Genomic DNA, 22,110 nt, shown 5'->3' with positions numbered 1-22,110 from the left:
GTCTAACGGTCTTGGCGCTCTGGAACCGGGCCTCATGGGGCGGTGATGAACTGTAGCCACATGAAGCGGAGGGGGTCCTCGGGGCTGAGGCGGGTGCCCAGGAGCTGTTGATCATTGGTGCCGTCGGCTTCGATCACGCGGATCCAGGTTCCGTACCCCGGTTGCCAGACGCTGTACGCAATCTTGGTGTCATCGGGGGACCAGTCGACGTCGAGGACGTAGCCGCCGGCGGCGGTGAGCAGGCGGCCATCGGTACCATCAGCATCGACAACCCACAAACTGCCCTCCCGGCCATACCTGTCGAGACCCGAGTAAACGATCCTGTCTCCGTCCGGCGACCAGGCCACGTAAGAGACGTGGCCTGCGGTGGAAGTCAGGCGCTCGACGGTACCGTCAGCATCGACAACCCATAACCCGCCTTTCTCGCTATCCCGGTCATAGCCCGTATAGACGATCCTGTCTCCGTCGGGTGACCAATCGAACGACGGCGCGGCGGCGGCGGTCGTGGCAAGTTCTCGATTGCCGGTGCCATCAGCGTTGATCACCCACAACCCCGTCCCGTCCTCGCGGCCGTAGTAGACGCTGTATGCAATCCGGTCTCCTTCGGGCGACCAATCGAACGACGGCCCGAAGTGGCGGGCGGTGGTGAGTTGGCGGTTGTCGGTGCCGTCGGCATTGATCACCCACAGACCCGTCCCGTCCTCGTAGCCGTAGTAGACGATCATGGAGCTGTCGGGTGACCAATCGAACGATGGTGAGGCAAAGCCGGTGGTGGTGAGCCGCCGGTGATCGGTACCGTCCGCGTCGACCATCCATATCTCGCCGCTGACGTTGTAGGCGATCGTGGCACCGTCGGGCGACCAGGCCGGGTAAATGTCCATCGATTGTGGTAACCACCCGGCGGTGGGGACTGGTCGGTGATCGGTCCCGTCGACCTCGATCAGCCCCAACTCCGAACATTCGAGACGTTCGCCGAGGTAGCAGCTGCTGTAGGCGATCCGCGGGACGGTTGGTGGTGCGGGGGGCAGTCCTCGCCCGGAAAGGTTGTGCCACAGCCCGATCAGATAGACCGCCATCTGTGCCCGGGTGACCGGCCTCGACCCGCGGCCTTCGCCCGGAGACAGCACCCTCAGGGCGGTGAGGCAGCTCACCGCCTCCTCCAGCTCGCTGTGTTCGATCCCGGAGGTATCGGGGCATATATCCCCCGTCTTCCGGTAGACCCGCAGCAGGAACCGCGATATCTGGGAGGCCCTCAGCGGCATCTGCGGCCCGTAGGTGGTGGGAGTCACCCCTTGGGTGATACCCAGGTTGTACAGACACTCGATGTCGTCCGAATGGGCGCCACCGGCGGAGACGTCGGTGAACGGCGAGACCCCTTCCGGACACTGACGACCCAACACGTCACGCCATAGCCGCACGAGAAAGGTGGCCATCTGGCCGCGGTTCAACACACTGTCGGGCCCGTAGCGTCCGCCGCCGGTGCCGACCGACAGTCCCAGGGCGCGCATGCAGAGCATGTACTCCGCCCCGTAGTCGCCGGGCTCCACATCGGTGAACTGTTCCACCGATCCCGGATCGCACAACTCCGGTTCGGATTGGGCCTGGGCGGGCGCCATCTCCCCCGGCGTCAGCAGCGACACCAGCACCATTGCAGCCGGCAATGCCCGAACCAGCCTGGCGCGCACTGTCCTCGGCGTCCTCACCTCACCACCGGCGGACTCTGAACAGCCGGGACCAGCCCTCGAGAACACACGCGCCGACCGCTCGAAACATCTTGCCGAAGACTACGCGAGGACCGCCCGAAGGATCGGCAAACGTCGGGGGCTTTCGCCTGCTGACGTTCGAGGTGGCCGGTGCCCCTGACGAACCCCGGGCGGTAGATTTCGACGTCCCTTACAAGGGGGTTGAATCTGTCACAGGCCCCCCGCATACTGGTGGGCAACCGCAAAGCACCGACGGTCCGTGTTTTCGGTACCGACCGGACCGGGGCCGGGATCATGCTGTTCTTCCACCCTCGCTGAGGGGACGGCGGGACGCGCTCAGGCGCCGAGGAGGCGGCGGCAGGGGGTGGGACCCGCCGGAGGCGGGCGGTTTGGCGATTTTCGCGTTCTTGACCGGCTCCCGGACCAGCTGCCGGGGCGGTTGGGTGGTTACGGCACTCTCCGTAGAATCCCCGAATCAAGGGTGCCAGCACCTGTCCGTTGACCATCAGGCCGGCAGGCGGTAGCACCACGCCGCGGCCATCTGAGCCGCCGCACCGGCGCAGCGACACCATCCCGACCGTGTCAAGACCCAAGCCCGCCCATCACAGAACTACCCATGTAGGCGGGAGACAACCTACCGACACACCCCCTTGAAATCTCCTCGGGGTAGGGTACATTCAGGGATAAGCGAGTAGGAACGAATGCCACCGATGGCCGTCACTGAATCCCTGGTGGACGCGAAGGACGAAGCCCTCCAGGCAGAGTCCCGTGAGGCCCTCGCCAACGCTCTGTTGTTGATCGAGAAGCGGTTCGCTTCCCAGACCAAGTGGATCGTCGGGGCGATTCTGACGATGTCTGCCATCACCATCGCGGTGCTGCAATGACAGGCACCTGACTACTCAGACCGCGGCTGCGCCTGCCTGGCGAAGGCGTCCATGCATCTGTCCGGTGCCCGACCCAGACCATTCTCGTTGCTGGCTGGTTTCCCGCCACCGTTTCGGCCGGAAACCCCGCGGCTCATGACGTCCAAACTCACAACTCTCCCCCGGAATGCCGCTCAGTTCAGGGCGATCAGGGAGACGGCGCCCAGGGACAACAGGAGACCCACTATGCGCCGGGGAGCGGGCCTTTCCCTGTAGACCAGGAAGGCCATGACCACCACCACGGCCGGATAGAGGGCCGACACGACCGCTACGAGTCCCAGGGGCCCGATTCGCACTGCCAGCACGTAGGTGAGGTTTGCCAGGATGGCGCCCCCGGCGGCGAAACTCAACAGCAGGTCCTTCCTTGCCATCCTGAGCGGGATCCCCCGCGCCTTGACCAGAACAGCCGATGTGGCAACGGCAGCGCACCTGAAGGGGATCAACGGCCACATTCCGGCCTCGCCCGAGACCTGCGCCAGCCCGATGAACATCAACGAGAAGCCCAGGCCGGCTCCGAGACCGTATATCGCCTTCCCCGGGCGGTCCTCACGGGTCCCGGTCGCGACGGTGAGCCACATCGCAGGGGCGGCGATGGCCACCCCTATCCACGGCAACAGGGCGTAGCGTTCTCCGGTCAGCAGCCCGAACGTGAACGGGATCAGTGACAGGGTGATGGCGGATACAGGAGCAACCACCGCCATCTTGCCCTTCGCGAGACCTTCGTAGTACGCGACCACCCCTGCGACCGCGGCGACACCGCTCGCCGCTCCCCAGGCCAGGTCGGCGAGGCTGACGGCGGACCCGAACGCCAGGTGGTACACCAACGCAACCAGACCCGACAGCGCCAAGGCCATGATGTTGGACCAGAAGGCAACCGCGAAGACCGGGGCCCGGCGGGTGGCCATCCCACCTGCGAAATCGAAGACCCCGTAGAAGACAGACGTCAGTCCGGCGAGGAGGATGGCCATAGGCCTCCTGGAAGAGCGAGAGTGCACTCACGCTAACAACCCACCGGGGCGGGAATCATGCTTGTTTTCGACCCTCGTAGAGGGGACGCCCCACCTTGCGCGATCACGGCGATCCGGGCTGACACCTCACTTTGCGCTGAACCACTCTTCGCGAGAGATATGGGCTTGGTTCAGGATGGTGGCAAGGAGACCCACGCCGATGTCCCGTGTGTGTGCGCGCGTTGGGAATGCGCACTTTCAGGCGGTCCTTAACCATGAAGTCGTGCTTGGCGCCATGCCTCGGGCCCTCCCAGCCGAGCTGCCAGAACCGTTTGACTAGCTCTCGTCTTGTAATCGGCGCCAGCCGTCGGCTCATCTGGCTACAACTAGGTGCAAGCCCTCCATGCCGGGGATGTCTTCGTCTCCGTCTTCAAGCTTCAATGTCGCCCAGTCGATCAGTACGGACTGCAGGTCTTCGAGTGCTTCCTCGGAGGAGCTACCGAAGCCCCAGGCCCCGTCGATACCAACGACGGTCGCGACTAGCCCTTCGGGGTCGTTGATGGCGCGGACCTTGGCGTGCGAAGCGGCGGCAACGGCCCAGCGCTCAATCAGCTTCTCGAGAACCGCTCCACTGCCATTGGACGTGTCGGCAGGCGATTGTGGTCTGGCTGCGCCGGTGGTGGATGCCACCCCTGCTCCTTCTCGCGTTCCTTACGCTCCCAGAACTATAAGGGCTGCCGGCGGGCTTGGCTAGACCCTTCCCCGGCCCGCGCTTTCCGGCGCGGGCGTTTCTGGGGGTCAACGGGTGGAGGGTCTCGATGATCAACCCTGGGGTATTTCAGTGATCGCTCATCAGGCGCGCGAAGGAACCGGGTCCGGGTGGTCCGAAAGGCCAACCGCGCCCAGGACGCTGTAGAAGACAGAGGTCAGTCCGGCGAGGAGGATGGCCATAGGCCTCTTGGAAGAGCGAGAGTTCGCTCACGCGGATTTTCGCGTTCTTACCCCAGGATAACGATCAACCGGTCGCTAAGGGTCAGCATCTCGAATCCCGAGCCTCGTCCGTGTTCCGTCGAATGACGGTGACGAAAACTCTTGATACCCCTATTCATGTCACACCCCCGCCTTACGATGCCGCATCACCGAAGGCACCTGCGGTCCGGCTCCGACGTCGACCGGACCGTGCGAGGGAACATATCGTCGAGGCAGCCCCCACCCCGGGGGAGGACGGAACGCGCTCGACACCAAGGTGGTGGCGGTGGGGGAGGGCCCGGCGGGCGAAGCCCGCCGGCGCGATTTTCGCGTTCTAACGGGCGGCAGCCAGGTTGGTGAGTGACACTGTGGGCGTGGGGTCCGTCCTATGGCGAGGGGTCTCCGGCTAGGGATGTCGCCCGGAGACGGATACCCAGCGCTCGGGTTACCTTGAGCACGGTGTCGAACGCGGGATTGCCTTCGACCGACAGAGACTTGTAGAGGCTCTCCCTTCCCAGTCCCGCATCTGCCGCCACGTTCGTCATGCCCTTGGCTCGGGCTATATCGCCCAGGGCGGCCGCGATCAGCCCTAGGTCGAATTCCTCGAGCGCCGCGTCCAGATACGCGACCATGTCTTCTTCGGTCTTGAGGTGGTCTGCCGCGTCCCACGGCTGCGTGGTTGTTCGTCGCACCATTCCATCAGCTCCCTCTTGTCATGTTCCGGCTATAGATTCCGTGCCAGCTTCAGGGCCCTCCTGATGTCCCGACCCTGAGTGTTCTTGTCGCCACCTGCGAGCAGGACCACCGTTGTTTCGCCTCGCCTTGCGTAGTAGACGCGGTAGCCGGGTCCGTAGTCGATACGCATCTCGGAGACCCCTTCTCCTACCGGTCTCACATCCCCAGGGATACCGAGGGACAGCCGCCGGATCCGGGTCAGTATCCGCGCCCGCGCCTGCGTATCCCGGATCTTGCGGAACCAACGAATGTAGGCCCTGGTCTGCCTGATCTCGACTATTGTATCCTATCGGATACACTCGAGGGAGAGCGTGGCTCGGGCGAGATCGGTACGGGACTCGGCTCTGCGAGTCCGGTCCTTGGCATCGACCAGACCCTCTTTAGCAGCGGTCACGGTTTACCCCCTTCTCTGCGCTGCGCTCTCACCCGGAACCGTAAGGGCGGTCGGCGGGCTTGACCAGACCCTTCCCCGGCCCGCGCTATTCGGCGCGGGCGTTTCTGGGGGTTCAGGGGGTTGGCTAGGGCCTTCCGAGCCCGCGCCGGACCGGCGGGGCCTTGGCGGGCCTGGTCCACCGAAGACTGCTGCCGGGCATGGAGTGGACGCTCAGCCCCTCACTCGCTGAGGGGGGTTGCTGACGGCGTCCTTGATGTACCTATCTCACAAGTCTCGGGCGGCGCGACGTCCGAACTCCTCCGGATCCTCCCCCGGGGTGTGTGCCGTGATGTGCGGAGGCCGGCTTTCTTCGATCACCGCTTCACGGATCTGCTCGTCCTTGTGGTTGTACCTGGTCGAAGGCCCACTCGATCCGAGACATCACCCGCGCTGTGATGGCACACGCGCCGACTCAACCCCCATAACGGCGACAATCACAAGGACGATGGCAACGGCTACGCAGGCCCCAGGTACGGTCGTTGGCTCTCCATCTTGCGGACGACGGCGGTACCGGCGACCAGGTCGTGCCAGCCTCTCCGATGCTCATGGGTCGCCAACGCGATGAACCAGGCCACAAGATAGATGAACCCAACCACAGGTATCCCTAACGGTAGGGTCGCGACAGCCCACCGGATAGTGGACCTACCCCAACCGGGACGCCGCCCATCGAGGCGAACCACTTCTATACCCACCGCGGCTTTGCCTATGTTCTGCCCCCAGAGAGCGACAGTACCGATGCGATATGCCAAGAGGCCGAGAACGAAGAGGAAGAGGATGATGTCGCCAACAACACTCCCGGCGGTGACCGTTGCAACGGTGAACCCGGCGGCGGTCACCAGGACCCCGTCGAGAACCTCAGCACCGATCCTGCGGCCAACCGTCGCCAGTTCCAACCGTGCGCCGCTGTCAAGGGCTATTTCTCTCATCAGCGGACCAGGCTACTAACGCTCCAGCGTGGCCGCCCGCTTCAACAGGTCATCGCAGCTCGGTGACTGCGGTCACGGGTTACCCCTTCCCTGCTCTGCGAACGCCTCCCTTATGTGCTCGTAAGGGGATGGTGGCCGCGTTGCTACCCAACGTCTCAGAGCTTGAGTCAGAAGCTCGAGTTCATGCTGAGGTGGCGCCAGCAGTTCGGCGATTCTCTTGAGCTGCTGATCAACATGCCGTGACCGGCCGACCAATGGGGTCGCGGATGCGTTCCGTACCGTGGACGTGTCGGCGGTCGTCTGTGGTCTGGTTGCGCTGGTGGTGGATACCACGCCCTGCCCCTTCTCGCGTTGCGTACGCTCCCAGAACTAAAGGGGTGATCGGCGGGCTTGGCTAAGGCGTCGATGGATCGTCCGATGCCCGAGCCGGACCGGTCGCCTTGGCATGCCTTGACATCTGGCTGGTTTCCGCCACCGTTTCGGCCGGAAACCTCGCACCCCACGGTGTCGGGACTCACAACTCTCCCCCGGAATGCCGCTCAGTTCAGGGCGATCAGGGAGACGGCGCCCAGGGACAACAAGAGACCCACTATGCGCCGGGGAGCGGGCCATAGGCCTCCTGGAGAAGAAGCGAGGGTGCACTCACGCTAACAAGCCACCGGGGCAGGAGTCATGCTGCTCTTCAACCCTCGTAGAGGGGATGGCGGGACGCCTCCACGGTTTTCGCGTTCTTGACCGGCCTGGCGGCAGGACGGCGACACATCCCAACCTAAGGCTCACAACACGCCACACCACACCACAAACCTAAGGTTCACGACAGGGGCCGGCGCTGCGGGCCGGAAGGATCGGGGACCCGGGGTCGGTCATGTCGAGGGCAGGTGCACGACCGGGAAGTAGACCGCATGGAGGCGGCATGGAGGCGGTAGACCTCTGGGGCGTTCTGGCGCAGCCGCTGCCCGAAGGCAGACGACAGAGCCAGCGGCATGACGAACCTAAGGCTCACAACGCGCCACACCACACCACAAACCTAAGGTTCACGGGCAGAGCCAGCCGCATGACGAACCTAAGGCTCACAACGCGCCACACCACACCACAAACCTAAGGTTCGGGGGTCGGGGGCCGGGGGTCGGGGCGACGGTGCCCGCTCCGGCGGCGGCATGACGAACCTAAGGCTCACGACGCGCTACACCACACCACAAACCTAGGGTTCGGGGGTCGGGGGTCGGGGGGGTCGGGGCGACGGTGCCCGCTCCGGCGGCGGCATGACGAACCTTAGGCTCACGACGCGCTACACCACGCCACGAACCTAAGGTTCGGGGGTTCTGGGGGGGCGGGCGGCGTGGGCTGCGTGGGCTCCGGGTGGGTGTTCTAGTCCTTGATCGGTTGGATCACCGGCCATAGGCTGCACCATAAGGAGAGGACAGGAGAGGACAATGACCATGACCACGACTCCCCCCTCCGGGGAACCCGAGGCGCACGGCTCGAATGGCCGCCAGGGCGGTCGCCGCGGGCGAGATGGGCGCCTGCGGCGTATGTGGCAACGGCGCGCGTCTCGGCTGGCCGTTGGGGTGGTCGCCGCGGCTGTTGCGTTGACGGTGGCAGCCGTGGCGCTCGCACAGGGGATCGGCCAGTTCCGTGACGTGCCTAACAACCATTACGCCCGCGACGCGGTGGAGTGGGCCGTTCAGAACGACATCACGTACGGATGTCGCGACGGCACGTACTTCTGCCCCGAGAGGACAGTGAACAGGGCCGAATCGGTCACGTTCCTGCACCGCTACCACAACAACGTGATCAGACAGCTCGAGAATCGGATCCGAGCGCTGGAGAGCGGGTCCGTCCAAGGGTCAAACCCAAACGCCGGGTTCGGGAACGACACGACACCCACGACGGTGCCGCCGCGGACGTTCACCACCAGGGGCACCCAACACCAGGCCCGCTCGTTCAACCTCCCGGCAGGCGTCTACGAAGCCGTGTTCACGCTGGAGGCCACCAAGGCGGCGGCAGCCCACAATCAGGACACCGACGCCGACCTCGAGCCGGTGACACTGATCCAGGTCGAGTACCGGGAGGGCTCGAGCAGCGCGTGGAAGACCTTCGCAGTCAGCACCCTGAACCTGGGAGGGACTGGCGGTGGCACCCTGCCGACCGCAACGGCGCTGTTCCAGCAAGCACCCGCGACAGGGACAGTCGATGTCGAGATCGCGAACGTGCCCGGACGCCTGCCCACGAGCGGCCAGATCAGGGTCAGCGCCTACATGGCAGACGACTCCATCACCCCCGTAGACACCGACAGCGACCTCGACCGGACCACCAGGTATGACTTCACCTGGGGCATCATCCTGACAGAGAAGCGGTCCTGAGCGCCTTCCCGGGTTGGAGCGGCCGACCGGCCGTGACGGGAGCCGCCTAGCGCGAGACGCGGGCCGTCGGCGCCGCCTACGAACTCGGCATCACCACCGGTGCCGGCCGGCCCCGACGATGGCCGGGCGGCGATCCGGGGTCTAGGTGACTAGGAACCAGTCGGTGCGATCGGCCTGGTCGTCGGGATCGCGTGACGACCAGCCGAGCAGCAGGATGCTGACCTCATCGTCCAACTCGTTGGCGAGCACGCTCTCGAAGAGGCTCAGCGACACAATCGTGCCGTCGAGACGGAACCGATCATTGCCGTCGTAGACGACCACTGTGGGGGTCCCGAGGTCGACGACGACCTCGTTGCGCCGGGGGTCGGCCGCGAGCACCTCATAGGTCCCGCCGCTGGTTGTCTCTTCGAAACCGAACGTGGGATCTTCGGCCCACAGGAAGTCAACGGTGCCGGTGGGGCCGCTGCCGCCCGCGAGCGATGCGGTCAGCATCTCACGACTGCCTGTGGTGCCGGAGTGCTGGTAGCCAATCCGGGCTGTCCCCGACGAGCCTGTGGTGCCGGAGACCGGAGACAGCAAGCTGGTGCTCGTAAGCTGCACCCTGGCACCCCTGAACGGCTGGCCGTACTGATCGTTAACGGTAGCGATCACCACATTGCTGACAGGCCGCGAACTCGACCTCGCCACCCGAAGGTACTTGACCTGGGTGACCAGATCGATTGTGGTCGCCACCGGATCGGCGTCGGTGAAGACGACCCTCACGTTCTCGACCGGCACGTCGAACGTGGGGCTGTCGCCGACTGGAGTAACGGTGTAGCGCCACAGGATCTCGTCGGCGGCTCCGGTGGCGCTGCCGTCCGGATCGACCCCGTCGAGTGGGAACTCGATCTTGCCGGTGCTGTCCACTGCGACAACCTCAGTGCTCCTCTGCGTGAGGTTGCTGCTGGGGCTGGCTGAACCGTTGATTGCAGTGAAGGCCTCCTTCACGATCGTGTAGGAGGCGCCATCCTCCGGTGGAACCGCTCGCAACCCGTTCACGCCGACCAGCTGGACGGTGACGGTGACGGTGCTGCCGAAGCGGACATGGGTCGCATTCTCGGGCAGGCTGTTAGTGACCTTGACGCCGGTCGCCTCCACGCCCTGAGCGGTCACCCCGACGCTGACGAGCCCAGCCTCCCCGTTGCGGATCACGTCCCCGAGCTCTCCTGTCCAGGCCCAGACCGTCAGCTCCGGCTCGTCAGTAGGAGCGAGACTGATTGTGAGGTCACCGTCGCGTCCGGTCACCGAGTCGAGACGGTCTATCTCGCAGGATTGGGTGCCCGACTCATCGGTCACGAGGGAACTGCACGACCCGTCCGAACGGAAGGCCCGGTGAGCATCCGGCGTGGCGATCGAGAATACGTCGAGATCCGCGTTCGCCACCGGAGCAAAGTCCTCGTCGCGCACTGACACAGTCACCTCTCCGGGCAGGTACTGCTGGACTGTTACGCCCTCGGGGCGGGCGGTGGTGTGGGCCAGGGCGCGGGTGATGAAGGCGGCCATCTCCCCGCGGGTCACGTGCCCTTCCGGTGAGAAGTTGCCGCCCCCGGTGCCTTTGGCCACGCCCAGCTCGAACAGCGCGCTAGCCGCGCTGTCCTTGGCGACGGGTTGACTCCGGCGCGAATCGATGAACGCGTCGTCGGGTTCGGTCCCGCCGACGGTGAAGATGCCGCCGGATTCCAGTACGACGTTCACGCGGGAGTCGTTGCCGGTCGCCGAGGCGAGCAGCCGGGCGATCAGCAGCGCCATGTCGGCCCGGTTCACGGGGTCGGACCCCGTGGTGGCGAAGTCCTGCACGACGTCTGCGGGGTTGGCCCCGGCGATGCGGGCCGATCGTTCCATGAACAGCACCATCTCGAACCGGGAAACGTTCCGGCTGGGGCGGAAGGTGCCGTCGCCATAGCCTTCGGTCACGCCGTAGTAGGCCAGGCAGTTGATGGCACCCCGGAAGAAGTGCCCCTGGGACACATCATCGAACATCCAGTCCTCAGTGGCGTCACTGACGCATGCGGTCACCGGGGTCGCATGGTCGGCAACGGTCTCGACCGTGGCTCCCGGGCGCGCCCCGACCGCGACAAGCGAGGCGACTAGCGCGCCCACGGCAAGGATCGACGTGCCCGGACGCCGCTTCGTCACTGGCTGAGGCATTGGGTCCCTCCTTCGCTGGTGGCTGGAACACCTGTGGTGAGGCTAGTCGCCTGCCTGCGGATGCACGAGGAGCGCATCGCCTGGAGTCGCTGGCGAGGTGACGCGAGGAGGCCCCGGCGGTAGTGCCGGGGCCTCCTCTGGGTTGGTGTTGAAATCCAGCGGGAGGGTTGGCCCGGGCCTTGTGAGCCCGGAGCCTCGCCCGCCTTGGGGTCTAGGCGTTCACCGTCAGTGTGAACCTAGCGACAACAGTCGAATCCGTGGGATCGTACCCCTCCACTCCGACCGTATCGGCGGTACCTGTGTCCTTCTTGGCGAGCTGCTCCTCGAAGGCCGCCAGAGTGACGTTACCCGTACCGATAACGAACTGGTCGTTGTCGTCGTAGACGAGCACGGACGGGGCCTCGGTGGCGGTACCACCGATGATCACCGTGTTCGTGTCCAAGTCAACCACGCGGATATCTGCGGCGGTGACGTTACCAGCAGCCGCTGGGCGGCTTGCCCAGTAGAAGTCCGCCGTGCCGTCATCCGCCACAATTCGAGCGAGCGCTCCGGTGGCCGTCGCGTCAGCAGCCGTGTTCGCGCGGAGTGTCTCGATTGAACCCGTGTCCTTGTAGGTGTACCCGATCCGGACTGTGCCTGAAGAGTCAGTCCGACGAGCAACCGGGAAGGTCGATGTATCCGTGCCTGCATCAGTGGTCGGATCGGGGTTGTGGTTTGAACTCAGCCTCACCAGATGGTTCCGCACGGGCTGGCCGTACTGATCGACCACCTTCACAGTGACCACGTTGCTGGCAGAGCCGCCGCTGGCGGGTGCCATGAGGTACTTGGTCGCGGTCTCCACGATTGCATTAGCAACCTCGCTCTTCGCGTCCGAGAACCTAACCGTCCCCGTAGCCGAGGAGCCCGTCACCTCTGTATTGTCGGCGACCGCGGGGCCCGCATTTGCGTCGGCTGGCGACACAGTGTAGGTGACCGTCACCCGGTCGATCCGGTCGGGTACCGCAGGATCATCACCCGAAGCGTCGGCACCGACCGGGTTGTTCCGGTCAGTGGTATCAGGATCCGAGGCTGTGATCTCGAAAGTGGCCTTGCCGCTTTTGTCGACCTTGAGCACCTGGGTCGACACTTGATCGCCTCCTGTCACAGCAGGCGCCTCAGTAGCGTCGGTCCGCTCGTTCAGGTCGGTGGAGCGGCGTATGACGACCTCGTAGCTGTCAGCGTCCTTGCCTGGCACAGCATCCGCACGGTCCGAACCCGCGTCGCCGACCAGCTGGATCGTGACGGTCACGGTGCTGCCGAAGGCTGCCCGAGTAACACGCGCGGCTATGTCGTTGGTGACCTTGGCGCGATCGGCCGTCACTGGGGCCGTCTTGGTGAGGTTGATGCTGGCGAGCCCTTCGCCGCCGTCCTCGACCTTGTCGCCGGAATCTCCGGTCCAGGCCCACACGGTGGTGCCGCCCGCCTTCACGTTCACGTTGATCATGCCGGGGTCGTAGTCGCCGCTGAGGCCGGTAACCGCGTCGAGAGGATCGATCTCGCACGGCTTGGGGTTGCCGCCTTCGCCGATGAGTCGTGGCGTGTTGCAGCTGCCGTCTGCCTTGAAGGCCTCTCCGACCCTGTCCGCCCTTACTGAGAAGACATCAACCGCCGCGTTGGCCACCGGATGGAAGTTGGCGTCCCGGACCGAGACGATCACGCTACCAGGTTCGTCCGACTGGATGGTCACGCCCTCGGGACGGGCGGTGGTGTGAGCCAGCGCCCTGGTGATGAACGCAGCCATCGCACCACGGCTCACCGTGGAAGCCGGCGAGAAGTAGCCCATGCCGGTCCCCTTGGCCACGCCCAGCTCGTACAGCGCGCTGACGGCGCTGTCACTGATGCGGTTCAGCGAGCGGCGGGAATCAGCGAAGTAGTCCAAGTCATCCCCGGTCACGCCGACCGCGAACGTGCCGTCGTCATCGTCGATCGTGACGTTGCGGGCAGACTCGTCGGTGGTCGCCGAGGCGAGCAGCCTGGCGATGAGCAGCGCCATGTCGCCGCGGTTCACCGGATCGGAACCGGTTGTGGCGAAGTCGCCCACGACCGCTTCATCGTCGGCACCGGCAACACCGGCGGCCCGCTCCATGAACAGGACCATCTCGTGCCGGGCCACATCAGCGTTGGGCCCGAAGGTGCCGTCGCCGTAGCCGATGGTCACCCCGTAGTAGGCCAGGCAGTTGATATCTCCCCGGAAGGCGTGCATCTCGGACACGTCCGAGAACATCCTGTCGTTGGTGGCGTCGCCCACGCACGCTGACGTTGTAGCCGCTGCGTTGGGCTTCGAGTCGTCGTCGATCGCGGCCGCGGGGACCGCGAAGAGCGAGGCGACCAAGGCGCTCACGACGAGCAGTACCCAACCCGGGCGCCGCTTCTTCACTAGCTGGGCCATCGGCCCCTCCTTTGCTTGTAACGGGCGCGCATGCCCTCTCAAACGGGGCATCGGCCCCTCCTTTCTTTTCCACCTATGGCAAGGCTGCCCGTCCGGGGCCACACAATTCGCAGATGCGAAACCCTCGCGGATGCAGCCGAACTAGCGCTACCTGCGCCAATCACCGGCTGCTCCCCTCTGAGTGGTTGACCCAGAACATACCGAGAACCTTACCACGGTGGCAGGACTCATGCCGAGCACGGAGTGTAGCACAGCACGTTCAACAGCACGGTCATTCATGGCCAATCCCATTCCAGATGCGTAACGCTGTGTTGACCAACAGGAGCGGAACCCTCCGATACCTGGCGTTCACGTCATGTCACCGTAACAGCACCGGCGGCGCAGGGCAACCGTTCGCCATGGCCGACAACGTAGCGCTCGGGAGCCGCGCATGGAATCGCTCCGGTCTGTCCGAGTACGTCAGCAGGGCGCTCGCGCGAGGCGCAAACCATGCCCCAGCAGGGGCTCCGGGCAGGCCCAGGCGGTTCGAACCAGGCGGCGTCCACCAGTACATGGCGCACCATGGGCGCGCGGTCACCCGGGTGCTGGACCTGCCGGCCGCCGTAATCAACGTGTACCTGGAGGTGAACATCGCCCTTTGGCCAGCTTCATCGCCCTTTTGGCCGGCTTCATGTTGTTGGACCGGCAGTGGGCCACATGGGTGTTGCGCTCGGCCAGCAGTCGATCTCGGCGTCGGCGAGGATCACGCATGGGCCGGCACGGTGCGGTCGGCGAGGAACCCGGCCCGGTAGAGCGCCACGATGGGCCGGCGCCGGCTCCTTGCAGCCAGGTCGTCGCCTTGGCCGCGGTTTCCGACCCGTGGGTGTAGGGGCCGACGTCGAGTTCGGCGGCCAGGACGGCTGAGCGGGCGAACTCCTCGGGCGTGGCCAGGAACGGCCTGGATCGGTGAACTCACGGCTACCGGAAGGTCATCATCCGGCCAAACCGGACAGCCTCCGGCCCTGTCGGGCCAGACGGCGATTTTTCGCGTTCTCGAAAGAATCTTGGCCGGATCGGAGGGTCTCCGGGTGGGCGGAACCCGTTCGATAGTTGGTAGTCGGTAGTTGCTGGTTGGGGTTTGGGGTTTGGGGTTTGGGGTTGGTGGTTTGGGGTTTGGTGGTCGATAGCTCGCTAGCCGGACACGGGGTCGGCCGGCGTAGCGGCTCCTGCGTATATATATAGATGTATAGCGGGCGAGAGCCCTCGGGGCTACGAGGAGGGATGAGCCGGGACCCGGCGAACGGCGCGGCATCTACGAACCGCCTGCCGCCTTGCTAGTTGAACGTGGTCACTTTGTGTGGCGGCGGCGTGCTCTGGACCACCACCGACGCTCTGGCTGCGTCCTGCCTCCTCAACGTACCCTGCGGGTATGTCTTCGTCAGCAGTCCTTGCCACAGACGCCGCCGGCGGCGCCATATCCCACCGCCGTCCCACAGACCGACCACGGACCCGCGATAGCAACGAACGCGCATAGCGTGAAGACGCCCTAGTTGGTAGTTGCTGGTCGGACAGACCTGGGAACTACCAGAGAGGGATCGAGCTGGGAACCTGGAGACCGGTGCGAGCCCTAGGAACTGCCTGCCGCGACCTTCTCCCTGGGCGCGATCCTCTACAACCAGATCAGAGGCCTTTGGGGTGCCAGACGGTCTTGATCTCGGTGAAGGCGGCTATGGCGTAGGGGCTCTGCGCCCCGGCCTCCTGCTCGATGTCGCCGCCGGGCGGGCGCGGCGTACGCCTCACTCCGGCCGCCGCCTCCTGCTCGATGTCGTGCATCATGGCGGGTCCGGCGCTGAACGCATCGATGGCGTTCGGCCGGTGCAGCGGCTCCTCGACACGTCTATACCTGCGGCTACAAGTATCGACCGGCCAGCCATGACCCTTGACCACAACGCCGTGCGGCACTCGCCCGGCAATGCATACGACACAGAGAATCCGCACCCGGATCGAACTGGACTACCCAAGAGGTCATTCTCCGAAGACCCGAACTGTGTTTCTACGACGTGCGCTGTTGTACCGGGTCGGGGTTGACGGGGAGGATGTCGCCGATGCTGACCTCGGTCTCCTGGTCGTCGAAGACAGCGGTGATTCGTAGCCTCCCGCCGGTGGCCCTGATGAAGCGGGCCAGGGTGGCGAGGTGGAGGTTGTTCCGCCGCTCCATGCGGGAGACCTCCGCCTGACTGATGTCCAGTTGCGCCGATATTTGCTGCTGGGTCAGCCCCCGAGCTTGCCGGATGGCTCGTAGCGTTTGGACACGGTTGGTGATCGCTGCGTGTCCCCGGGCTTCGGCAGCCGCTGCAACCGGGTTGGCTGTCGCCTGCTTGCGGATGGCCCGCACCCGCTCTGATGCCTTTTCCCACTCTTCGTCCGTGTACGCTCCGGTTCCTTTCTTTTCGGTCATGCGCGGGTTATCTCCTCTTCATAAATAGCTTTTCATGATCGTCGACCATTGGTGGTCTCGATTTTCTTGTAGTCGAGGTCGCATGGTTATCGGCTCCTTCTGACCTGTGCTCGGTGATTGCTCGGTGATTGGGGCTTGGGGCTTGGGGTGCCGCCGGTACCACTCGCCGATCATGGTTCCTTCGATCTGCTTGACGGTCGGTGGATACCAGTCATTGCCGAGTTCGGTCTTGTCGCCGATGAGCATCACCACCGCGACCTCGCCCCCCTTTTTTTGATATCGAACCAGACGTAGGCGATCCGTAGCACCGGCCGCTCTTCGGCATAGGGCATATGGACGGTCGGAGGCGTCCGTCTGAGAGCGAACATCTGAAACCGTGAGGTCACGATCGGGTGGCTCGCGTCCTCGGGTTGGCGCCCCTCGATGGCGTGGCCATAGTCTTCGAGCGCCCGCAGCGGGCCATCACCTCTCCCAACAAGTCCATTCGCCAATCCGAGGACTCCGCCCAGGTGGCCGGCTTCCTGAGTTGGCTACCGGGGCGGACAGCGGGTGATAACGGACAGCGGCCATGACACACCGCCGGTATACGCTCCATAGTATATGAGGTCAAGGGCATATCGGAATCCTCCGGAGAGACGGTTTCTGCCGTCTTTCGTGCCTGTGCCCGATCCTCGCCGGTCGCTCGGGAACGTAGGTCTTAGAGGGTGCGCGCATAGGGAGGTCCCTGCGAGGCTCTGGTTGCCGCGACCGGCACGGCCGGCTCTGAAACCTCTGCTGACCGGCAACATGATCGGGAGTATTGGTGGTCCGGCCAAGCCTCGCGCCAACCTATCCGCGCACCCTCTTATTCCGTTCGTGCCGGCCTTCAGAGGCCCTTGGGCTTGGGGTGCCAGAGGGTCTTGATCTCCGTGAAGTCCGTGAAGGCGGCTATGGCAAGGTGCCCGTCGATGTCGTCCAACGATGGAGACTCCCCCGGATGGTCGAGGCGAGCAGCCGGGGGAGTCACCGCTGCCGACGAGGGACACCGCCCAGCCGAGCTGCCCGGTCCCCCGTCAAGCTTCCTCTGTCAAACCCAAGACCCACTCAAGAACGCGAAAATCGCCGGACCACGCTCCGTCCCAGCGGGCCCATCCCCCAGCCACCACCTCCTTCGGTCCGAACGCGTTCCGCTATCCCCCGACGGGTCCGCTCCCGAATTGATCCCGGTGCCGGTTCCCTCGACGTCGAATGGGACCGGCGGTGTTTGTGACCGCCAGACAGTATGCGACGGGTCCGTGACAAGTTCAACCCCCTTGTTCGAGCGCATAGCCCGCGCCGCCCACGACGGTCAGTGGCGAACATGAGGCGGAGGGCACCACTAGCGGTGCCCTGTTCCTCAGGATCCCCACACCGCTGGCGGTGCGACGAATCTAAGGCTCACAACGCGCCACACCACACCACAAACCTAAGGTTCGGTTCACGACAGGGCCAGCGGCATGACAAACCCAAGGCTCACCCCTGTTCCTCAGGATCCCCACACCGCTCGTGGCGCCACAAACCTAAGGCTCACAACGCGCCACACCACACCACAAACCTAAGGTTCGGTTCACGACAGGGCCAGCGGCATGACAAACCCAAGGCTCACCCCTGTTCCTCAGGATCCCCACACCGCTCGTGGTGCCACAAACCTAAGGCTCACAACGCGCCACACCACACCACAAACCTAAGGTTCACCCCTGTTCCTCAGGATCCCCGCACCACTGGCGGTGCCACAAACCTAAGGCTCACAACGCGCCACACCACACCACAAACCTAAGGTTCGGTTCACGACAGGGCCAGCGGCATGACAAACCCAAGGCTCACCCCTGTTCCTCAGGTTCGTGGCGGGTCCCAGGTCACAGAACGCGGCGAACGAAAGGCACGGGACACCAGGAGGGTGCTGAAGAGAAGAGGATGGTTGGCCCGCGATGTCTCGACCGGGGTTTCGTTGACGATTGCCTCGAGCGTTGACAGGCTCCCGGCGCGAGCAAAGTGACTCAAAGGCGTATTGTCAAAGACCAGACATGGACTCACACGAGCGGCTCAAACTCGCGCCTCCACGCCTCAAGCGGCACCTCCTCTTGTGCCGGAAGCTCAGAACGATCGACCGTCCCCCACAAGAGTTCCAAGACACGCGCCTCGGTTAGCTTCCCGCGCCGGTATGCCACGAGGACCTTTCTGCCATACAGCGGTGGCACGCGCGGCGGGTAGGCGTATATTGGGATCCGCAGGAGCCGGTGGCTCACCAACTGCACCGCGGACCGGCCGGCGCAGGGGACTCCTGTCCGCGTATATATATGTATGGGTGGGCGGAGAGCCTTGGAGCTAGCCGGAAGGGGCGAGCTGGGTACCCGCGACCGGTGCGGCTGCTACGAACCGCCTGCCGTGACCTTCTCCCTGGGAACGATCCTCTTCAACTCACCCTTGACCTCACCGAGACCGCCCGCCAGTTGGATGATGTGGTCCTCCATCCGCGCCTGGCCCGCCGCCAACCCAGCCACATCCGACTTCATATCCGCCCTCAACTCAGCCTGGCCCGCCGCCAACCCAGCCACATCCGACTTCATATCCGCCCTCAACTCAGCCTGACCCGCCGCCAACCCAGCCACATCCGACTTCATATCCGCCCTCAACTCAGCCTGACCCGCCTTCAGCCCAGCCACATCCTTCGCCAACTCAGCCTGGCCCGTCCTCAACTCCGCCTGGCCCGTCCTCAACTCAGCCTGGCCCTTCTCCACCTTGTCGAGGCGCCGGTTCAGTCCCTTTATCGACCTGGCTATCACAGGCCAGAGGATGCCCAGCACGAGGACAGAGCCTCCCAAGTCAACTATCTGCGGGTCCACTCACCCTCTCCCTTCCGTCTTCATTCTAGGAGACATCGCCACGTCGAGCTATAGCGCGTAGCAGGTGCTCATCCATCGGTACAATTCAAATATAGAGTACAAAATGGCAGTCATACTGTCTCATAGCTAAATAATTTTATCATTCTCATACCTGATACCGAGCAACGAGATCGAGGTTCTGACCTCGGTTCCGTTCGTGGCGACCTTCCAGGAGCATGCTGAAAAAGACGGGGATGGGTTGGCCCGCCACATGTTGACCTGGGGATCCGTTAACGACCATCGGGCCAACCGGACGTTTTTCAGTACGCTCCTACAGGCCCTTGGGGTGCCAGACGGTCTTGATCTCCGTGAAGGCGGCTATGGCATAGGGGCTCTGCGCTTCGGTCCAGTCCACCTCGCCACCCGGCGGGCGCACCACCCGCTTGACTCCGGCCGCCGCCTCCTGCTCGATGTCCCGCATCATGGCGGGCTCGGCGCCGAACGCGTCTACGGCGTTGACGTCCAGGTGCGAGGCCAGGAACGGGACCATGCCCGCCTTGGGGCCGGTGAGGATGTTGACCACCCCTTTGGGGACATCGGCGGTGGCCATCGCCTCGGCCAGCGTGATGGAGGGCGTGGGCCACCGCTCGGAGGCCAGCACCACCGCGGTGTTGCCGGACACGATCACCGGGGCCACTCTCGACACCAGTCCGAGTAGCGGGGACGGCTCGGCGGCGATGATCCCCACCACGCCGGTGGGCTCGGGTGTGGAGATATTGAAGAACGGCCCGGACACCGGATTGAGGTTCCCCATCACCTGGGCGAACTTGTCGGCCCACCCGGCGTACCAGACCAGCCGGTCCACGGCCAGGGCGACCTCCCGCCGGGCCTTGGCGGCGCTGACCCCGGAGAGTTTTACGGCTCCGCCGAAGGCCTCGGCCCGGTCCTCGACCATCTCGGCGATCCGGTAGAGGATCTGGCCCCGGTTGTAGCCGGTGCGGGCCGCCCACCCCGGCTGGGCCCGCCGGGCGGCCCGGACCGCCATCCGCAGGTCCTTGCGGGTGCCGGCGGCCACCCGGGCGACCACCTCGCCCTTGTGATCGAGCGCCGGGAACGACCGTCCCGACTCGGAGCGGGGGAAGTCCCCGTCGATGTACAGCTTGTAGGTCTTGCGGACCGCCAGCCGGCTCACGACCCACCTCCTTGGAGGGTGCCGGGTCGTTCTTGGAGGGTGCCGACTCGTTGGAAGATCGCGAAAAACGCCGCCGCCGACGGGCCGGGCGTCCCCCAACGGGTCCCACCCCCGCCGCCACCACCATGGTCCGGGGCGTGAGCGGCCACGCCCGGCCTGACGCCGGGTGAGACGGCGGGTCGCTCCACGAAACCCCTTCTGTATGTTCCCTCCATCCCGGCCGGGCCGATCGGAGCTTGCGCAGCTGTCGGCCGGTGGCGGTGCTTGGCATGAGCCAACCTATAGGGAGGGTGTGACAGATTCGCGTCCGAGTGACAGGAATAGACAAGGGAGGCGTCAATCGGCCTTGAAACTCCGGCACAGGACACTCGGGGGGTGCCGGCGGGGACGGGTCGGCCCTCCATGCTCTTCCGGCCGGGGTTTCTATGTCGGGTGACGGGCCAACCGAACATTTCAGTGCCCTTCCAGGTAAGGGAGCAGGCCGTGCCGCCCGCCCTCCCGGCCGAACCCGGACTCCTGGTAGCCGCCGAAGGGGGAGGCCGGGTCGAACTTGTTGTAGGTGTTGGCCCAGATGACCCCGGCGGCGAGCCGGTCGGCCATCCACAGGATACGGGCGCCCTTGGAGGTCCAGACGCCGGCGGACAGGCCGTAGGGCGTGTTGTTGGCCTTCTCCACCGCCTCGGCCGGGGTCCGGAAGGTCATGATCGACAGCACCGGGCCGAAGATCTCCTCCTGGGCGATGCGATGGCTCTGGGAGACGCCGGTGAAAAGGGTGGGTGCGAACCAGAAGCCCCTCTCGGGCAGCGCGCACGGCGGCTGGTATATGTCGGCCCCCTCCGCCACCCCGATGTCCACCAGGTTGGTGATCCTGTCGAGCTGGGCCCGGCTGTTGATCGCCCCCACGTCGGTGTTCTTGTCGAGCGGGTCGCCCACCCGCAGGTGGGTCAGGCGGAGGCGCAGCTTGTCCATCAGGCTGTCGAAGACGGACTCCTGTACCAGCAGGCGGCTGCCGGCGCAGCACACGTGGCCCTGGTTGAAGAAGATGCCGTTGATGATCCCCTCGATGGCCTGGTCGAGAGGCGCATCGTCGAAGATGATGTGGGGGGCCTTGCCGCCCAGCTCGAGGGTGAGGCGCTTGCCGGTGCCGGCCAGGTTGCGCTGGATCATCTTGCCCACCGCGGTGGAGCCGGTGAAGGCCACCTTGTCGACATCGGGATGGCCTACGACCTCGGCGCCGGTGGTTCCATCGCCGGTGACGATGTTGAGGGCGCCGGGGGGGAGGCCGGCCTCGGCGGTGAGCCGGGCGAAGGCGAGGGCGCTCAGCGGGGTGGTCTCGGCCGGTTTCAGCACCACCGTGTTGCCGGTGGCCAGGGCGGGCGCCACCTTCCAGGCGATCATCAGCATCGGGAAGTTCCAGGGGATGACCTGGCCGACCACGCCTACGGGGGAGGTGTCGAGCCCCGGGAAGGCATAGTCGAGCTTGTCGGCCCAGCCTGCGTAGTAGAAGAAGTGGGCGGCGGCGAGGGGGAGGTCGATGTCGCGGGACTCCCTGATGGGCTTGCCTCCGTCCAGCGTCTCCAGCACGGCGAACTCGCGGGACCGCTCCTGGAGCATGCGGGCGATCCGGTAGAGGTACTTGGCCCGTTCGGTGGCCGGCATCCTGCCCCAGGCGCCCTCGTAGGCCTTGCGGGCGGAGGCGACCGCTCGGTCCACGTCCTTGGGGCCTGCCTCGGCGACCCGGCTGAGGGGCTCCTCGGTGGCGGGGTTGATGGTGGGGAAGTAGCGGTTGGTGGCGGGTTCGGTGGGGGCGCCGTTGATCCAGAGGTCGTAGCTCGGGTCGATCGTGACGGGATCGGTGGATTCGATGGATGCCACGTAGTCGAGGCCGGGGGGGACGATCTCGGGGGTGGTCGTGGCCTCGGGTTCTCCGGGGCTGGCGGTGGCTTCGGGAACGGGGGGCTGGGCGGAATCGGTGGGGCTCATGGGTGGCTCATGGGTTCGGAGGGGCTCATGGGTTCGGGCGGGGT

At 65.2% G+C, this 22,110-nt stretch carries 17 protein-coding genes; 3 read left to right on the top strand and 14 right to left on the bottom strand.

Annotated features, from left to right (window positions below; translation table 11 throughout):
- Nucleotides 1–32: 32 nt before the first annotated feature.
- On the bottom strand, nt 33–1,685 hold the full coding sequence (locus tag ACOQPD_RS11010; protein WP_420612001.1) for an S-layer homology domain-containing protein: 1,653 nt from the start codon (nt 1,683–1,685) through the stop codon (nt 33–35).
- A 728-nt stretch (nt 1,686–2,413) separates the two neighbouring features.
- Here ACOQPD_RS11010 and ACOQPD_RS11005 point away from each other — a divergent pair.
- Nucleotides 2,414–2,587 carry a hypothetical protein gene (locus ACOQPD_RS11005; RefSeq protein WP_420612000.1) on the top strand — a complete coding sequence of 58 codons (174 nt, stop codon included), beginning with the start codon at nt 2,414–2,416 and terminating at the stop codon, nt 2,585–2,587.
- A 173-nt stretch (nt 2,588–2,760) separates the two neighbouring features.
- Here ACOQPD_RS11005 and ACOQPD_RS11000 read toward each other — a convergent pair whose 3' ends face one another.
- The 5 genes from ACOQPD_RS11000 to ACOQPD_RS10980 all read right to left on the bottom strand — a co-directional run bounded on the left by ACOQPD_RS11000 (nt 2,761) and on the right by ACOQPD_RS10980 (nt 6,636).
- Entirely contained in the window at nt 2,761–3,594 is an 834-nt protein-coding gene (locus ACOQPD_RS11000) for an EamA family transporter (RefSeq protein WP_420611999.1), read from the bottom strand.
- Nucleotides 3,595–3,945: 351 nt separating this feature from the next.
- Complete coding sequence (locus tag ACOQPD_RS10995) at nt 3,946–4,263, bottom strand: type II toxin-antitoxin system HicB family antitoxin (RefSeq protein WP_420611998.1); 318 nt, start codon at nt 4,261–4,263, stop codon at nt 3,946–3,948.
- A 665-nt stretch (nt 4,264–4,928) separates the two neighbouring features.
- A complete protein-coding gene (locus ACOQPD_RS10990) occupies nt 4,929–5,237 on the bottom strand; it encodes an addiction module antidote protein (protein ID WP_420611997.1) in 309 nt (102 codons plus the stop codon).
- A gap of 29 nt (nt 5,238–5,266) precedes the next feature.
- On the bottom strand, nt 5,267–5,557 hold the full coding sequence (locus tag ACOQPD_RS10985) for a type II toxin-antitoxin system RelE/ParE family toxin (protein ID WP_420614385.1): 291 nt from the start codon (nt 5,555–5,557) through the stop codon (nt 5,267–5,269).
- Nucleotides 5,558–6,165: 608 nt separating this feature from the next.
- Nucleotides 6,166–6,636: an RDD family protein gene (locus tag ACOQPD_RS10980; RefSeq protein ID WP_420611996.1), complete on the bottom strand. Its 471-nt coding sequence runs from the start codon at nt 6,634–6,636 to the stop codon at nt 6,166–6,168.
- 1,433 nt (nt 6,637–8,069) lie between these two features.
- Between ACOQPD_RS10980 and ACOQPD_RS10975 the strand changes: the two genes are divergently transcribed.
- The gene (locus tag ACOQPD_RS10975) at nt 8,070–8,999 is read left to right on the top strand and encodes an S-layer homology domain-containing protein (protein ID WP_420611995.1); all 930 of its coding nucleotides are present in this window, start codon (nt 8,070–8,072) and stop codon (nt 8,997–8,999) included.
- Nucleotides 9,000–9,140: 141 nt separating this feature from the next.
- Here the strand turns inward: ACOQPD_RS10975 and ACOQPD_RS10970 are convergent, their stop codons facing one another.
- From ACOQPD_RS10970 to ACOQPD_RS10950, 5 genes are all read right to left on the bottom strand, one after another.
- Complete coding sequence (locus tag ACOQPD_RS10970; protein ID WP_420611994.1) at nt 9,141–11,186, bottom strand: S-layer homology domain-containing protein; 2,046 nt, start codon at nt 11,184–11,186, stop codon at nt 9,141–9,143.
- A 211-nt stretch (nt 11,187–11,397) separates the two neighbouring features.
- Nucleotides 11,398–13,614: an S-layer homology domain-containing protein gene (locus tag ACOQPD_RS10965; RefSeq protein WP_420611993.1), complete on the bottom strand. Its 2,217-nt coding sequence runs from the start codon at nt 13,612–13,614 to the stop codon at nt 11,398–11,400.
- A 1,659-nt stretch (nt 13,615–15,273) separates the two neighbouring features.
- Nucleotides 15,274–15,555 (bottom strand): hypothetical protein, encoded by a 282-nt coding sequence (locus tag ACOQPD_RS10960; RefSeq protein WP_420611992.1) that lies wholly within the window; start codon nt 15,553–15,555, stop codon nt 15,274–15,276.
- 91 nt (nt 15,556–15,646) lie between these two features.
- Nucleotides 15,647–16,051, bottom strand: a complete 405-nt coding sequence (locus ACOQPD_RS10955; protein WP_420611991.1) for a helix-turn-helix domain-containing protein — start codon at nt 16,049–16,051, stop codon at nt 15,647–15,649.
- Nucleotides 16,052–16,069: 18 nt separating this feature from the next.
- The gene (locus tag ACOQPD_RS10950) at nt 16,070–16,303 is read right to left on the bottom strand and encodes a hypothetical protein (protein WP_420611990.1); all 234 of its coding nucleotides are present in this window, start codon (nt 16,301–16,303) and stop codon (nt 16,070–16,072) included.
- Nucleotides 16,304–16,443: 140 nt separating this feature from the next.
- Between ACOQPD_RS10950 and ACOQPD_RS10945 the strand changes: the two genes are divergently transcribed.
- Nucleotides 16,444–16,623, top strand: a complete 180-nt coding sequence (locus tag ACOQPD_RS10945) for a hypothetical protein (RefSeq protein ID WP_420611989.1) — start codon at nt 16,444–16,446, stop codon at nt 16,621–16,623.
- A gap of 1,815 nt (nt 16,624–18,438) precedes the next feature.
- Here the strand turns inward: ACOQPD_RS10945 and ACOQPD_RS10940 are convergent.
- From ACOQPD_RS10940 to ACOQPD_RS10930, 3 genes are all read right to left on the bottom strand, one after another.
- The gene (locus ACOQPD_RS10940) at nt 18,439–18,912 is read right to left on the bottom strand and encodes a hypothetical protein (protein WP_420611988.1); all 474 of its coding nucleotides are present in this window, start codon (nt 18,910–18,912) and stop codon (nt 18,439–18,441) included.
- Nucleotides 18,913–19,222: 310 nt separating this feature from the next.
- A complete protein-coding gene (locus tag ACOQPD_RS10935; RefSeq protein WP_420611987.1) occupies nt 19,223–20,083 on the bottom strand; it encodes an aldehyde dehydrogenase family protein in 861 nt (286 codons plus the stop codon).
- A gap of 453 nt (nt 20,084–20,536) precedes the next feature.
- Nucleotides 20,537–22,066 (bottom strand): aldehyde dehydrogenase family protein, encoded by a 1,530-nt coding sequence (locus ACOQPD_RS10930; protein ID WP_420611986.1) that lies wholly within the window; start codon nt 22,064–22,066, stop codon nt 20,537–20,539.
- Between the last annotated feature and the right edge of the window lie 44 nt (nt 22,067–22,110).

The organism is Candidatus Spongiisocius sp. (assembly GCF_965221825.1).
GTDB lineage: Bacteria > Actinomycetota > Acidimicrobiia > Spongiisociales > Spongiisociaceae > Spongiisocius.
Note: the sequence above shows the minus strand (reverse complement) of the source record. Positions and strands in the feature narration are given on the sequence as shown.

Bases quoted from the DNA above. Each gene is read 5' to 3' on its own strand.
- ACOQPD_RS11005 (WP_420612000.1), top strand. From the start codon at position 2,414: ATGGCCGTCACTGAATCCCTGGTGGACGCGAAGGACGAAGCCCTCCAG.
- ACOQPD_RS11000 (WP_420611999.1), bottom strand. From the start codon at position 3,594: ATGGCCATCCTCCTCGCCGGACTGACGTCTGTCTTCTACGGGGTCTTC.
- ACOQPD_RS10990 (WP_420611997.1), bottom strand. From the start codon at position 5,237: ATGGTGCGACGAACAACCACGCAGCCGTGGGACGCGGCAGACCACCTC.
- ACOQPD_RS10980 (WP_420611996.1), bottom strand. From the start codon at position 6,636: ATGAGAGAAATAGCCCTTGACAGCGGCGCACGGTTGGAACTGGCGACG.
- ACOQPD_RS10975 (WP_420611995.1), top strand. From the start codon at position 8,070: ATGACCATGACCACGACTCCCCCCTCCGGGGAACCCGAGGCGCACGGC.
- ACOQPD_RS10970 (WP_420611994.1), bottom strand. From the start codon at position 11,186: ATGCCTCAGCCAGTGACGAAGCGGCGTCCGGGCACGTCGATCCTTGCC.
- ACOQPD_RS10965 (WP_420611993.1), bottom strand. From the start codon at position 13,614: ATGGCCCAGCTAGTGAAGAAGCGGCGCCCGGGTTGGGTACTGCTCGTC.
- ACOQPD_RS10955 (WP_420611991.1), bottom strand. From the start codon at position 16,051: ATGACCGAAAAGAAAGGAACCGGAGCGTACACGGACGAAGAGTGGGAA.
- ACOQPD_RS10930 (WP_420611986.1), bottom strand. From the start codon at position 22,066: ATGAGCCCCACCGATTCCGCCCAGCCCCCCGTTCCCGAAGCCACCGCC.